Below are 13,720 nucleotides of genomic sequence, written 5' to 3' on the forward strand. Positions count from 1 at the left end.
AGTTTCTGAGAATAGAAAGTCAGGGCCTTATCTACGGAGCAGTATTAAATACTAGACGCACAGGCAAGCTCACTGACTTCGATGTGATAAATGATAGCTAATCATTTATCAATGAGAGATACAAGACACAATGGGTCAATACGGCGATCTAAATCCTCATTATCAATAAATAGTATATTCTGTTTCCTAAAGCAGGCTGTTTATCTACTAAATCAAATGCAATAAATTGCACTCCTAAATTGATATAAACCAAATTCAACAACTGGAGTTACACAAAATGTTTGCCAATCAATTACAGCTAGCGCGTGCTCTAGAGTTACCAACACGCCAAGCCATGCTTTACCGTGAACCAGCAGTACAACACTTTTGGAATAACAACACCGACCTAATTACAAACGCGTGGAGCGAATGGGAAACAACATCAATAGATGGCTCAACGTTTACGGTTGACGACACACTACTTGATAAAAACCTACGTGAAGCAGTAAAGCAAGCATGGGAAGATCCATCAAAAGAGCTGGCCGTAAAAGCGTTATTACACGAAGTTGCGCCTGATGTATTTCAATTTCAATTTTTTGATCCAGAGCGCCTTGCCGTATTACGCGGGTATTTAGAACAAGTATGGAATTCGCAAATTCCTATGCGCCCACCATATGGCATCGTGTTAAATCGCCGTGGTGCCATGCTTGATAGTCGATCAGAAGGTTATTTAGCAGCGCCAAGCTTTCAAGCGTTTTATAACGAAATACTAAACACTTACATGCGCCCTATTTCGCGTATGTTGTTCCCTGAGGTTACGGGGTTTGATACACAAACATTTGGTTTTTCTATTTATTATGAGCCAAACACAGATTCGTCAATTCGCCCACATACCGATGCATCGGCGGTAACGCTTAATATTAACTTAAACTTACCAGGCGAAGAGTTTACAGGGTCAGAAGTTGACTTTTATCACCCGTACACAGGCGACATTAAATCACTTACGTTTAAGCCCGGCACTGCCATGTTACATCGTGGCAATATTGCACACGCAGCCAAGCCTATTACCAGTGGTGAGCGAACTAATTTTGTTTTGTGGTTGTATGGAGAACGTGGGCGATTACCAGCACAAGGTGCACCACGCATTCCTATTGATGCTAAACAGCGCTGGATTAACCCTAAAAAGACGAACGACGGCTATGCACCATTTTAATCGAGTTATTAACTAAGTTTTTAACTAAACAAAAGGCTGCTTAATTTAAGCAGCCTTTTTGTTAGTATCGTTTTAGTTTACGTTTAAAACTTATACGTTGCAGATAGCCTTACACTTCTGGGTGTCCCCGGTTGAACCCAGGCATCAGCAAATGAGTTAGTGTAATAGGTCTCATCAAACAGGTTATCTACTTCTGCACGCAAGCCAATTGCCTTAGTTACATCAATATCTATAAAAGTACGCGCTGTTGTATAGCTTGGTAGCTCAAAGTCGGTACCAAAAAAACCGTTTCGAGAGTCTACATAAACTAAACCTGCGCCAAATTTAATTGCTTTGCCATATAACTCGGCTGATTTAACAAGCTGTAAACTAAGTTGATGTTTAGGAATATTTAATAAAGAACTACCCGCTTCAACGGTATAGCCAAAGTTAGCATCAAAAAATGAGTTTTCAATAGTTGCATCAACATACGCATACGATAACCATAGGCTTACATCATCCGTTAGCTCACCGTTTATATCAATCTCTATGCCTTTGCTTTGTGCTTCCCCTATTGCAGCAAAAGTAAATGCAGTGGGATCGTCAACCACCAGCATGTTGTCTTGCTCTACTTTAAACATCGCGATAGTGCCAAATAAAGCGCCATCGTTTAAAGTAAATTTAACTCCCAACTCTGTTGAAGTAGATCGATTTGGTTCAAACCCATCGCCATTTGTATCAGTGCCTGATAAAGGCCTAAAGTTTTCGCCATAAGCGGCATAAACAGATACAAACTCGCTCGCCTCATACACAACACCTAATTGGGGGCTAACACGTGACTCATTTTGTTTTGATTGTGTATCAGCTAAACGATTATTGAGTGTTTGTTGGTAGTCATCAAAACGTATACCAATACGTACATCAAGCTTATCGGTTAGGCTTATTTGGTCTTGTATAAATACACCTAACGACTCTTGCACTTCTAACTTATCGGTATTGGCCGTTGGCGTAGGTAACTCATATGCTCCATATACAGGATTAAAAACATTTATATACTGATCGCCACGTACACGAAGAACAAATTGATCATTTTCGAACTTATCAGAATCAACACCAATTATTAAACGGTGATCCAACCCTGCAACCTCTAAACTACCTGTCACCTCTGCTCTAAATACCTGATATTTTGCATTGTAATCACGGTAGCGCCTAAAGCGATTTACTTCGCCATCAATCACGCCATCAAAACCGGTTTCGGTAGCAACCCCTTTCAGCGAAGTATCACGGTAGTTAGCGCCCAGCAATACGCTCCAATTATCATTAAAGTCATGAATAAACTCTAATTGATGGCCAAGTACATCAGCCTCTATTGGGCCATCACCTGGCTCACCTAAAAAGCGGCTTTGTGGTATTAAACCAAGTTCGCCATCTATGGCTAATACGCCTCTATCAAAAGGAACCTCTTGGTCGCTGTATTCAAGCTCATATATTAGCTGGCTGTTGTCATTAATGTTCCATGTTATTGATGGGCTAAAGCCTTGTTTAGTTGTCTCTATTGTATCGCGAAAGCTTTTTGCGTCTTCATAAAAACCAACCAGTCTAATTGCTACGTCGTCGCTAAGGGGCGTGGTGTAATCTACATCAGCGCGGTAGGTGTCAAAGCTGCCTACGCTTAGCTTTAGCTCGCCGCTTGTATCAAACGTTGGGCGCTTAGTAACGAGATTTACTGTACCGCCAGGTTCACCACGGCCAAATAAAGCAGCACGTGGACCTTTTAACACCTCAACCGATTCAATACCCGACAAATCACGTGAGCCACCAAAGCCACGCCCAGCATTAAACCCATTAACAAGGTAATTGCTTGGCAAGTTTTCATCGCCTACAAAGCCGCGTAGCGCAAAGCTATTCCAAAGCCCGCCAAAGTTATTTTGACGCGCTACCGATGCCGATAAATCAAGCGCTTGATTTAAATTTATAGCACCTGCGTTTTCAAGCGCTTCTAAATCTATTTTTAATTCTGGTTGCGGTGTTTCTAACGCACTAAATAGCCTTTAAAACCTCGTATCTCTCTCACAAGGTTCACCATCCCTATCACCATCCATTTTTGTATTCGGGCAGTTATTAATAAAAAATATTGCTTCATCTTTAGATGTCATTTGGCTGCAGTGCTGCCTGCCATCACACGTAAAATTTTGCGTGCTTTTAGGAATAACGGTTTTTGGGTATTTTTCATCAAAGGTGACTAAATCATCATTAGTAGCTAAATCATCATTAGTAATAACGGGTGTTTGGCTGCTTGAGTGAGTATTGTATTTATTAATCGCATAAAAACAAAGCGCAGCAATAAGCGCTATTGAGGCAACTTTACCTAAAAAGCTACTGGCAAAATTAGATTTGGCAATACGGTGCGGCTGTTGTGTGTGTTTTTGATAAGGTGCTTTAAGCTCTACAACGCCTTCTATACGGCAGTTAATTGCTTTGGTTTTACCGTCGGGCTGTGTTGCTACTTCAAAGTAAATGGTGTCGCCAACTTTAGGCTTGCGGCTCATGTGTTTGAGCGCTGATATGTGTATAAACGTGTCGTGTTCTAGGGTGTCTGATTTAATAAAACCAAAACCTTTGTCGGTTTTCCACGTTTTTAACAATCCCTTGTGCATGTATCCGCCTATTTTGCTTAAGCTGCGTTTTACGCAAATTCCATTTAGTTAACACTTGTTATTATACGTTCCTAAATTAAAACCATGCAACCAAATATTCATGTTGCGTTAATTTTTACGCTTTACCTAATAAAACAAACTCAAAATAAACGAGCTAAAAACAACTAAGACTCAACTTATTTTATTTATAATTTGCGGCCAAATGTCCTTTAATTCACATCAACCATTACGCACTCACCTACCAACTTAACAGCTTGTTTACACTAGGTTTTGTCATTAGTTATTTCTATCTAAATTAACCTTTTTTAGTACGATTTTTCATTCGTTATTTACTTAATTTATCTATACAATCCACACCTTATTTTTTACGCACGTATTTTAAGTGATTATCTCATGTTACTAACCGTTGTTTATATTATTGGTATTACCGCAGAAGCCATGACCGGTGCACTTAGCGCAGGCAGAATGAAAATGGATTGGTTTGGTGTTGTACTGGTTGCCAGTGCAACGGCAATTGGTGGTGGTAGCGTGCGAGATATTTTACTAGGCAATTACCCACTTACGTGGGTTCAACACCCAGAGTATTTATTAATTACTTGTATAGCGGGCATTGTGACTACGTGGCTGGCTAAATGGGTGGTTAAATTTAAGGGCATATTTATGCGCTTAGACGCACTGGGGCTTGCAGCTTTTAGTATTATTGGCTGCCAAGTGGGGCTAAATATGGGGCTGCATTATGGTATTTGTGTAGTAGCAGCAGTTGTAACGGGTGTTTTTGGTGGCTTACTGCGTGATTTAATATGTCGCCAAGCGCCGCTTGTATTACATAACGAGCTATACGCGAGTGTATCGTTACTTGTTGCCTGTTTATACTTAGCGCTACACCATTACAATATTGACGACAACATCAGCATTATTGTAAGCCTTGTTGCGGGATACTTAATACGTATGGCGTCAATACGCTTTAAATGGCGCCTACCTACCTTTAGTTTATTAGAACCCGCTAAGTAAGTAACTTAAATAAATTATATGAGACAGGCTTGAATCTGCTAGGCAATCACACCTGTCTCCTCTTTTATTACTCTTTAATGCTTTTTAATGCTCTTTATTACTATTTAATACTCACTACATCGCTTAACGCGGTTTTAGAGCCGCTGTTATTGTGCGGCATTACGCTAAAACTGCCATCGGTTTCTAGCACTACGGCGGCTACATCTTCTATGGCTAGTATACCCGCACCACGAATAGCGGCGCGAATTTCTGATTTTGTTACCCGCTGCGATTTAAGTGCAGCCATGCAGTATTCACCATCACTCAATAAAAGCGTGGGTTCTGCTTTTATAAGTGCTGCAAATTTTGACGAGCGCACACTTAGCCACGTAATAACATATTGCAGCCCTATTAATACTACAAAGGCGAGTATGCCCTCAGCTAACGGAACACTTTTTGAAATAATAACAGACGCCAATATAGAGCCCAGCGCAATGGTGACTATAAAGTCGAACACGTTCCACTTTGAAAGCGTACGTTTACCCGATACACGTAACCAAAACACCAGTGCAATATAACCCAGTACACCTATTGTAAGTACACGTAATAATCCCTGCATATCATCATAAAACATAGTGGTTCCTTGCTATTAAAGGTGGCAATTAGCTTTTGCTTATAACCCTACATGGCGCTAAGTTAAATAACGATGAATAAAGTGCCTGCATCTACTTTGTTAGTTGTTTTACAAACTTAATTTTACTTAGCTCTGTGCTTTGATTATCAACGTAGCCACAAACATGATAATCATTGGTGATGAGCATAGTCAGCATTTGAGGAAACCGGTTCATCGATTTAACGTGTATATTGGTAAAGCCTTTTTCATAAGCCCACTTTTCTTGTTGGACAAGTAATTTTTTAGCAATACCTAATCTACGATAGTTAAAATGCACTCCACCAAGCCAACTATAAAATTGTGTATTAGATAGCTCATAGCCAATTTTAAAACCAACTAATGTATCTTCTTTATGTGCTACTAATATCAATGTTTTTTTGTTTTCTAAACGGTTACGTAAAGTGTCACTATCAATGGCTGTTAGTAGTTCAGGGATATATTCACTCACTGCGGTTACATCATCAATGGTGCCTGTAGTTATAGTTATAGCCATAAAATTCCTTGTTTTTATTATATGATTTGACCTAGACAGTTTAAATTTAAACTACGGTTGATTATGATGGTTTAAGCATTAAATCTTTATTTTCGCTTTATCATTTTTGAAAGGATCACCATGTCTAACTATAACGAATCTCCAGAACAAGTTGAACAGGCCACTCAAGGCTTTGTTATGCAACAAACTATGTTACGTATTAAAGATCCAAAGCCGTCTTTAGAATTTTATGAAAATGTATTGGGTATGAAGCTTTTAGGTAAGTATGACTTTCCTGGTATGAAGTTTACGCTTTACTTTTTAGGCTACGAACAAGAGTTGCCAGAAGGCGATGATAAGGCAAAAGCTGAATGGGTGTTTCGTCGCCCTGCGTTGATTGAGTTAACCCATAATTGGGGCACTGAAAACGACGACAGCTTTGAGGGCTACCACAGTGGCAACCAAGAGCCTAAAGGCTTTGGCCATATTGGTATTAGCGTACCGGATGTTTACGAAGCCTGTGAGCGCTTTGCAAAATACGATGTTGAGTTTGTTAAAAAACCAGATGATGGCTCAATGAAAGGCTTAGCATTTATTAAAGACCCTGACGGCTACTGGATTGAAATACTATCTGCCGAAGGTATTACTGATATTATTCTTTCTCAGTAATAATAAGCTGCTATAAAAAGAGCTTAGTTGTAATCTCCACCAGCAACTAATTACCAATTTAGAACCACTGGTTTTGTTACCTTGCTTTTAAGTGAGGTAACCCATTTAAAACGTTTTAGGTAATTAGTTACCCGCCCCGCTGTATTTTAAGCATAAAAGGAGATTTAAATGCTCATTGGTATCATAGAAGATCATCAATTAGTAAGAGACAGCTTTAAAAAGCTTTTAGAGTTACAACCAGATTGGAAAGTAATTATTGAAGCCTGCAGCGTAACAGAAGCCAAGCTGGCTGTAGAGCTTGAACAACCTGATATATTTATTGTTGATATATCGCTTAACGGCACTGAAACCGGCCTTTCTTTTTTATCGTACCTTGAAGAGTTTTTCCCCCATATTAAAAGTATTGTTGCCTCCATGCACGACCACGAACCTTATGTAAGCAATGCTTTGCGATTAGGCGCTTTGGGTTATGTGTCTAAGCGTTCTGCCTCTGATGAACTAATAGATGCAGTTAAAGCGGTCGCTTTAGGTAAAAGGTACATTAGTGAAGACGTAAATTTTTCGATGAGTAGCGAAAATTTAGCATTAACGGTGCTTACTAACAGAGAGCTTGAAGCCCTTCCGTTATTTTCTAAGGGATTAAACGCTAAACAAGTTGCGCAAATACTCGAAATAATGCCTAAAACAGCACATGTACACAAAGCAAACATATACAGCAAACTTAATGTTACGACCTCGTTTGAACTGCTAAAAATTGCAATTGATGCGGGAGTAATACAGTTAGATGAACTTACCTAACGTTTCTTCTTTATTTAATGTTAGTTTTACTACCGCATACAAAGAGGTAGCTAAACAATTATTGGTGGGGCTAATTTACTTTATTGCTTCACTTGCCGCTTTTTGGGTTAGCCAAAACCTTGAAACAGTACCCGAGAGCAGCGCGATATTTATTCCCGCAGGCGTAAAAATTGCGTTTTACTTACTCACTCCAACACGCTATTGGCTCACCTTATGGGTTGTGTCGCGCGCCTTAGCTGCACAGCTTGGTTTAACATACAGTGGGGTTTGGGAGTTTGATTTATTTCATGGCTTTTGGCGGGAGCTTTGTTTTATAGCGCTTGTTTATGTGTTTAAAAATAGCCGTTGGCCGCCAAGCATTAACGACAGCCTAGGTATACTTTCGTTAATACTGCTTTGTGTTGCGAGTACATCTATAAAGTGGTTTTTGTTTGCCAGTGCGTTTGAATTTACAAATGTATTGGTTGCAAAAGAGCTACTACAGTATCAGTTAAACATGTGCTTAGGCGATATTACTGGCTCGTTGTTAATTGCCCCTTTTATTATGTTAATTTACGATTCTAAATACAGTTTTAACACAGTCAGGCTCACTAAGTTATTTGGCCTAGTAGCCACTTTAGTGTGTTTTATATTAATTATATTTTTTGTCTATGCGGTTCGCCCAGACACCTACCCGCTATTAAGGCTTGCATCGTTATTACCGATAATTTGGTTTTCGTATAAGTATGGCTCGTTAGGGGCTGTAAGCAGTGCAGCGCTTATTAACGCGTTAATAATTGTTGAAGCAAGCATTACGCACGAGCCTAGCAATACCTACATTAGCCAGTTATTTATTTTAGCAAACGCAATTACCAGTATGGTTTTAGGCGCTGCAATTACTGAGCTTAAACGTAAAAACAACGAGTTAAAGCAAACCAATAAAGAGCTTAAAGAGCAGCTAACTCAAAACACGGCGCTGGCTGCCAAAATGGTGTCGGTGCAAGAAAACGAGCGAAAGCACCTTTCGCAAGAGTTGCATGACGAATTAGGGCAAAACCTAACGGCATTAAAAACAGATTTAGCTATTTTGTCGCACCTTAGTAACGAAGATACCCAATCGTTTGTGACTACATTAAAAAACAATGCTAATTCGATGTATGACTCTGTTTATCAATTAATGCATTATCTTCGCCCGCGTGAGCTAGATGAACTCGGTTTAGAAAAGGCAATAACACAAGGGCGACTAAAAAGCTTACTGCACAAGGCAAATATTAGGTATCAGCCACAATTTAAGTTAGATAATAGCCTTTCAAAAGATCACGAAATAGCTATTTACCGAATTTGCCAAGAAGCAGTAACCAATTGTATGAAGCACAGCAATGCCAGCAAACTGATTATAAATATAATAAACAGCGACGAATTTATTGAGTTAACAATTAGCGATAACGGGACTTTAGTAACCCCAACAGATAACTCAGGTCACTACGGTTTAGCGTTTATAGAGGAGCGCACTACGGCATTAGGCGGCACTTTTAAGGTGTTTAAACAAAATGGCTTTACCATTAAAGTAAAGCTGCCTTTGAGTTTTGATGGCGCAATTAACTAGCAAACATGAACTTGTTTGGTATAAAACTTTTGCCTTAATTGGCCTTCGTCAAGGTGGTCGGGATTAACTTGGATCTCGGCTTGATTACCTAATAGCTGTAATAGCATGCCTTTTGATATTAGATAGTTCCTAAACTTGATTTTACAATCACTTCTTTGCCTATGGCTTCTTGTAAGCGTGGCGTAGGTAAGCTCGGATGGCTAATTGGTTTTAAGCCCTCAGCTGAGGTAAATAAGTTTATGCAATGCTCTTTAGCTGCAACAATACTTTCGTTTTTACTTTTAATTACATCTACATTATTTAAAAAATGAATTAGTGCTTGGTTAGCCCGATCAAACTCTGCTGATACGTCATCTATATTTCGGGCGGTTGCCCATTTTCGCACAACTATGTATTCGTTTTTTTTAACACGAATTAAGCTTATTGAGGCTCCGGTCATTCTGCTATTCCACTCAATGCGGTAGCAATTAGTTCCTACGCTGTGAAGCAACACGCTCATGCTTCCAAAATCCTTTGTACTTTCATCAATCAAGCTCATTTTCGATCCCTCACTTGCAAGTTACAAGGAGTGTATAAACGATTACTTAAGTAATAAATCATCCATATTCTTAATCGCTCTAGGAAAATGGCTTATATAAATTTTGGATTTAGTGGCTTGCAAGTCAATAACTAATATTACATATAAAAAAGCGAGTGGTTTAGCTAACTGCTAATAATTAATTTGTAAGTGATTTATAGCTTATTTATAAGCCCAGGCATCGGTTATTATTACTTGGCAATTGTTATAACTGGCCGCTTGTTTTTGCGCAATACTTCTTACTCTAAAGTTTGTTGAGTCATTAGGAAGTATAATTAGGTCTTCGTCGGTTATTGATAACGTATCGACTAGCGTGTTTTGCTCGGTTAAAAAATCGACCTTAAACTTTATATTTTTAAAGGTGAAGTCCGACTCGTTTTTTACCTGCCCTATGCATGCAACATACAATGCATCGTTTTCATTTTTAGTATTAATTTGGCTTACATTAGCGATTAAGTTTTTTTGTGCTTGCTTAAAAAAGTAACGATTTTATAACGCAATACAAATAACTGTATATAAATACAGTGCGTGCGATTTTAGCATTTTAACGTAAACATAAAAAAGCCAGCGGTTAAGCTGGCTTAGAATATTTACTAACTTACATAGTTACTTGCGTAGTGCGTCTATTCGCGCATCAAGCGGCGGGTGCGATGAAAACAGCTCAGCAACGCCTTTGCCACTTGCAATACCAAAAGCCATCATTGAGCCTTCTAATTGCGAAGGATGATTTTGCTTTAATCGCTCAAGGGCGGAACGCATTTTGTCAGCACCAACTAATTTTGCTGCGCCGCTGTCGGCTGCAAATTCACGTTTACGGCTGTAACTTGCAACCACTATGCTTGCTAGCACGCCAAATAATACTTGGAATAACATATCGAATAAGAAGTATGTCCAGCTACTGCCGCCCTCTTCTTCATCGCTATTAATAAAGTTATCTACAATGCCTGCCAGTACTTTTGCGGCAAATATTACAAAGGTATTTACCACGCCTTGTATTAGCGTAAGCGTTACCATGTCGCCGTTAGCCACGTGCGATACTTCGTGGGCGAGCACGGCTTCGGCCTGATCTTTGGTCATGTTGTGCATTAAGCCTGTGCTTACTGCCACTAACGAGTTGTTTTTACTTGGGCCCGTTGCAAACGCGTTCATTTCTGGGCTGTCGTAAATAGCCACTTCTGGCATTTTAATACCTGCTTTTTGTGCTTGCGCAGATACCGTTTGTACAAGCCAATGTTCGGTTTCGTTTCGAGGCTGCGTAATTACATGCGCGCCTGTTGATTTTTTAGCGATCCATTTCGACATAAATAACGAAATAAACGATCCACCAAAACCAAATACTGTGGCTATAAGTAAAATTCCGCCAAGGCTACGATGGCTTAAGCCCAGCGCACTCATTATTATTGAAAGCACTACACCTAATATCAACATAACCGCTAGGTTAGTTAATAAAAACAAAAATATACGTTTCATATTGTCCTCACAAAAATAGGTTTGATCACCGAACATAAAATTCAATTAGGTTAAAGCAATCACTGCGTTATGACACACTATGTCATGACGTTAGCGCTATTTTGTGACAAACTATGTCATAACACAAGTGTTATTTATGTGTTTATTGATAATTTTTTTAAGAAGCGTTTTACAGCAAATTTAAGACTAAAGTTTCTTTTTAAATTAGCTTATTACAAGCTGTTATTTAGTTCTGCCATATCAATTGGAAAACCACGCTCGTGTGCCGATATGCGTGCAACTTCGCCAATTTTTTCGCCACTATTATGTTTAAGATACGACCATTGGTGGGTACTGCGGTGATGATTTACAGCAGGATCACTGCTTATTATTCCCAATTTTATAAACTCACCCACTATCTGATCTGCCGCTATTAACGTTGACGATGCTTTAACATTTTCGGCCCGCGCATAATTAATATGCGAATATAAACTTACATCGGCTACGCGCAAAGTGTCGTCATCCCCTGGGATTTGTTGCCCGCCATACAAGGCATTATTTTGTGTATTAGCAGTTTTAAACGCAGGGACAAACTCGGCTACATAATCAATTGCTGTTTGGGTACGTGTTTGCAATGCTGCTTTGTCCCAGCCATCTTTAATATAATGCAGGTATTTATTGGGAAGTTTAGGTTGTGCGCTCATTGGCGTGGCATCAGCTAACCCATCATTAAACAATGTAATGTTGTTTGTCATGCCATGTATTTGAAAGTATCCGTTAGGGTAAGGGGTTAACTGCGCCATACCTTCTGGCGTACCACGGTTACCATAAATAATTATTTCGGGTATTTGCCCACCAGCACCTTGCCAATGAGTAATGTAAGAGGCTTTAAATTCAACCATGCGTTTTACATCTACCCCAACGAGGTCGTCAATAATACCGGTTTGAAAACCACACGCATTAATAAGGTAATCTACCTCAATGGTTTGTGTATCGGCTTGTGTATTGGTTGAAGTATCAGGTTGTTCATCAAGGCTTGGCTCTGATTGATATTCAATGCGCCACTTAAGTGTTTGCTTATCATTATTGGTATTTATAACTGGCGATACATTTTTAACACTGGTGCTTGTTAAAACGTGAGCGTGTTTGTACTGTGCAAGGGCGAGTTGTGCACTGGCCGATAAACGAAAAATATTCCAGCCATATTCTTGTGCAACGATAAGCGGAAACTTTAGCTTGTCTAAATCTAAATGCTTAGCAACGGGTATCATCCACTCATCTAACGACGTGGGCTTGGCTACTTGTTTTTGCTTAGCAAGCTTTAGCATTTGCTCATAACTATATAACTGATAATAATGCTCAGGCTCGCCTAATACTTTATTAGCGCTGTCTTGATCTACAAGCTCGCTGTAGGCTTTTACTAATTTATCTAAACGCGGAAATAAATCCTCGGGTGAGTCGTCATCGCGCTTGGGTACGGCAAATACTGTGGGGCGAACATCGATGGTGTGAGGATAAAGGCGCGCAATATCTATACATTGCTTGAGTAAATCTATGCAGTCTTCGTCGGGTATTTCACGATATAAGTTGCCACCCGCATGCAAATGGCACATTGGCGGACCATCAATTAACGACTTTTTCTTTTCAAGCACATAAGTCTCTAGCCCTAACGCAGCAAGTCTAATGGCTATTGTCGCGCCAGCTGTGCCTCCACCTATTATACCTACGCGTTTTTTAGGTAAGCCATAGTTTAGTGCTTTTGGCTCAGCGCTTACGTGCGCATCTGGGGCGTAGCTTTGAATAAATGGGTGTGTCATATAGTCGTTATGTCCTTAGTAACATTGTCTTTAAGCAAGCTATGTATTTATAAACGTTTATATGTGTACTAAGGTTGACTATTTCAAGATTTACCTAAAAAAGTAACTTTTTTAAAACCACTTAAGTGTTTATAGATAACGCACTAAGCAAGCTTTTGTATATTTGTAACTTAGGAGTTTGCTCGCTGTATGGGCTTATAGCAAGTATTGGAAACGGTAAACGTGCTTTAAGTGAATCAAGGTTTGCTTGGTACTCCTTCATGTTTTTATCTACTTGGTTTGCAATCCAGCCAACGCAGTTTATACCCATACTTTGCATATGCGCAGCGGTTAGTAATGCATGATTTAAGCAACCTAGCTTCATGCCAACAACAAGTATTACCGGCAGTTGCTCTGCTTTAACCCAGTCGTATAAATAATCGTTTTTATTAATAGGTAATGCCCAACCACCAGCACCTTCGGTAAGTATAATATCAGCGCCCTGTTGTTTTACGTTTTTATAAGCATCACTTAGTTTATCTACAGTAATACTAACTCCAACTTGCTCAGCGGCTATATGCGGCGCAATAGGTGGTGCAAACGCAAACGGATTTACTACGTCGTATTTAGCGCTAACTGTTGCGCTTTCCATTAGTATTAGGGCATCGGCGTTTACTAGTTGATCGAACGCCATTTCGCAGCCAGCGGCAAGAGGCTTAAAACCAATGGCTTGTTTTTTGTGTTGGGCAAGTAACTTTAATAGCAAACTGGTAACGTGGGTTTTTCCGGCATCGGTGTCGGTGCCTGTTATAAAAAATTCTTTCATGCGTTGCCTTATTATCTGAATCTAACTTTGGTTTAAGTTTTAACTTAAGCAATTAAT

The 13,720-nt window shown here is 39.5% G+C and carries 13 protein-coding genes and 1 pseudogene; 5 read left to right on the forward strand and 9 right to left on the reverse strand.

Annotated elements, in window-relative coordinates; genetic code table 11:
- Positions 1-277: 277 nt before the first annotated feature.
- Positions 278-1,192, forward strand: a complete 915-nt coding sequence (locus tag H4J63_RS10205) for a 2OG-Fe(II) oxygenase family protein (protein WP_182196348.1) — start codon at positions 278-280, stop codon at positions 1,190-1,192.
- An 83-nt stretch (positions 1,193-1,275) separates the two neighbouring features.
- Here the strand turns inward: H4J63_RS10205 and H4J63_RS10210 are convergent.
- Together H4J63_RS10210 and H4J63_RS10215 are read right to left on the reverse strand one after the other, a co-directional pair.
- A pseudogene (locus H4J63_RS10210) lies at positions 1,276-3,216 on the reverse strand (TonB-dependent siderophore receptor); the annotation flags it as partial.
- 6 nt (positions 3,217-3,222) lie between these two features.
- Positions 3,223-3,828, reverse strand: a complete 606-nt coding sequence (locus tag H4J63_RS10215; protein ID WP_182196350.1) for a cold shock domain-containing protein — start codon at positions 3,826-3,828, stop codon at positions 3,223-3,225.
- 393 nt (positions 3,829-4,221) lie between these two features.
- On the opposite strand from H4J63_RS10215, the gene H4J63_RS10220 reads away from it, so the two are divergent.
- Positions 4,222-4,839 (forward strand): trimeric intracellular cation channel family protein, encoded by a 618-nt coding sequence (locus H4J63_RS10220; protein WP_182196352.1) that lies wholly within the window; start codon positions 4,222-4,224, stop codon positions 4,837-4,839.
- Between the two features lie 100 nt (positions 4,840-4,939).
- Here H4J63_RS10220 and H4J63_RS10225 read toward each other — a convergent pair whose 3' ends face one another.
- Together H4J63_RS10225 and H4J63_RS10230 are read right to left on the reverse strand one after the other, a co-directional pair.
- On the reverse strand, positions 4,940-5,452 hold the full coding sequence (locus tag H4J63_RS10225; protein ID WP_182196355.1) for a DUF421 domain-containing protein: 513 nt from the start codon (positions 5,450-5,452) through the stop codon (positions 4,940-4,942).
- Positions 5,453-5,543: 91 nt separating this feature from the next.
- Entirely contained in the window at positions 5,544-5,984 is a 441-nt protein-coding gene (locus H4J63_RS10230) for a GNAT family N-acetyltransferase (protein ID WP_182196357.1), read from the reverse strand.
- 120 nt (positions 5,985-6,104) lie between these two features.
- On the opposite strand from H4J63_RS10230, the gene gloA reads away from it, so the two are divergent.
- The 3 genes from gloA to H4J63_RS10245 all read left to right on the forward strand — a co-directional run bounded on the left by gloA (position 6,105) and on the right by H4J63_RS10245 (position 9,015).
- Entirely contained in the window at positions 6,105-6,632 is a 528-nt protein-coding gene (gene gloA / locus H4J63_RS10235) for a lactoylglutathione lyase (protein WP_182196360.1), read from the forward strand.
- Positions 6,633-6,800: 168 nt separating this feature from the next.
- Complete coding sequence (locus tag H4J63_RS10240; RefSeq protein WP_024589303.1) at positions 6,801-7,430, forward strand: response regulator transcription factor; 630 nt, start codon at positions 6,801-6,803, stop codon at positions 7,428-7,430.
- Entirely contained in the window at positions 7,417-9,015 is a 1,599-nt protein-coding gene (locus tag H4J63_RS10245) for an MASE1 domain-containing protein (RefSeq protein WP_182196363.1), read from the forward strand. The genes H4J63_RS10240 and H4J63_RS10245 overlap by 14 nt, the downstream gene beginning before the upstream one ends.
- 118 nt (positions 9,016-9,133) lie before the next feature.
- On the opposite strand, the gene H4J63_RS10250 is transcribed toward H4J63_RS10245, so the two are convergent.
- The 5 genes from H4J63_RS10250 to bioD all read right to left on the reverse strand — a co-directional run bounded on the left by H4J63_RS10250 (position 9,134) and on the right by bioD (position 13,663).
- Positions 9,134-9,553, reverse strand: a complete 420-nt coding sequence (locus H4J63_RS10250; protein ID WP_259365605.1) for a hypothetical protein — start codon at positions 9,551-9,553, stop codon at positions 9,134-9,136.
- Positions 9,554-9,754: 201 nt separating this feature from the next.
- The gene (locus tag H4J63_RS10255) at positions 9,755-10,000 is read right to left on the reverse strand and encodes a hypothetical protein (protein ID WP_259365606.1); all 246 of its coding nucleotides are present in this window, start codon (positions 9,998-10,000) and stop codon (positions 9,755-9,757) included.
- A 198-nt stretch (positions 10,001-10,198) separates the two neighbouring features.
- Positions 10,199-11,062 carry a protease HtpX gene (gene htpX, locus H4J63_RS10260; protein ID WP_182196366.1) on the reverse strand — a complete coding sequence of 288 codons (864 nt, stop codon included), beginning with the start codon at positions 11,060-11,062 and terminating at the stop codon, positions 10,199-10,201.
- A gap of 212 nt (positions 11,063-11,274) precedes the next feature.
- Complete coding sequence (locus H4J63_RS10265) at positions 11,275-12,858, reverse strand: FAD-dependent oxidoreductase (protein WP_182196368.1); 1,584 nt, start codon at positions 12,856-12,858, stop codon at positions 11,275-11,277.
- 121 nt (positions 12,859-12,979) lie between these two features.
- A complete protein-coding gene (gene bioD, locus H4J63_RS10270; protein ID WP_182196371.1) occupies positions 12,980-13,663 on the reverse strand; it encodes a dethiobiotin synthase in 684 nt (227 codons plus the stop codon).
- Between the last annotated feature and the right edge of the window lie 57 nt (positions 13,664-13,720).

Source organism: Pseudoalteromonas sp. 5Ae-yellow, assembly GCF_014077565.1.
Lineage (GTDB): Bacteria > Pseudomonadota > Gammaproteobacteria > Enterobacterales > Alteromonadaceae > Pseudoalteromonas.

Bases quoted from the DNA above. Each gene is read 5' to 3' on its own strand.
- H4J63_RS10230 (WP_182196357.1), bottom strand. From the start codon at position 5,984: ATGGCTATAACTATAACTACAGGCACCATTGATGATGTAACCGCAGTG.
- H4J63_RS10220 (WP_182196352.1), top strand. From the start codon at position 4,222: ATGTTACTAACCGTTGTTTATATTATTGGTATTACCGCAGAAGCCATG.
- H4J63_RS10240 (WP_024589303.1), top strand. From the start codon at position 6,801: ATGCTCATTGGTATCATAGAAGATCATCAATTAGTAAGAGACAGCTTT.
- H4J63_RS10225 (WP_182196355.1), bottom strand. From the start codon at position 5,452: ATGTTTTATGATGATATGCAGGGATTATTACGTGTACTTACAATAGGT.
- H4J63_RS10250 (WP_259365605.1), bottom strand. From the start codon at position 9,553: ATGAGCTTGATTGATGAAAGTACAAAGGATTTTGGAAGCATGAGCGTG.
- H4J63_RS10265 (WP_182196368.1), bottom strand. From the start codon at position 12,858: ATGACACACCCATTTATTCAAAGCTACGCCCCAGATGCGCACGTAAGC.
- htpX (WP_182196366.1), bottom strand. From the start codon at position 11,062: ATGAAACGTATATTTTTGTTTTTATTAACTAACCTAGCGGTTATGTTG.
- H4J63_RS10205 (WP_182196348.1), top strand. From the start codon at position 278: ATGTTTGCCAATCAATTACAGCTAGCGCGTGCTCTAGAGTTACCAACA.
- gloA (WP_182196360.1), top strand. From the start codon at position 6,105: ATGTCTAACTATAACGAATCTCCAGAACAAGTTGAACAGGCCACTCAA.
- H4J63_RS10245 (WP_182196363.1), top strand. From the start codon at position 7,417: ATGAACTTACCTAACGTTTCTTCTTTATTTAATGTTAGTTTTACTACC.
- H4J63_RS10215 (WP_182196350.1), bottom strand. From the start codon at position 3,828: ATGCACAAGGGATTGTTAAAAACGTGGAAAACCGACAAAGGTTTTGGT.
- bioD (WP_182196371.1), bottom strand. From the start codon at position 13,663: ATGAAAGAATTTTTTATAACAGGCACCGACACCGATGCCGGAAAAACC.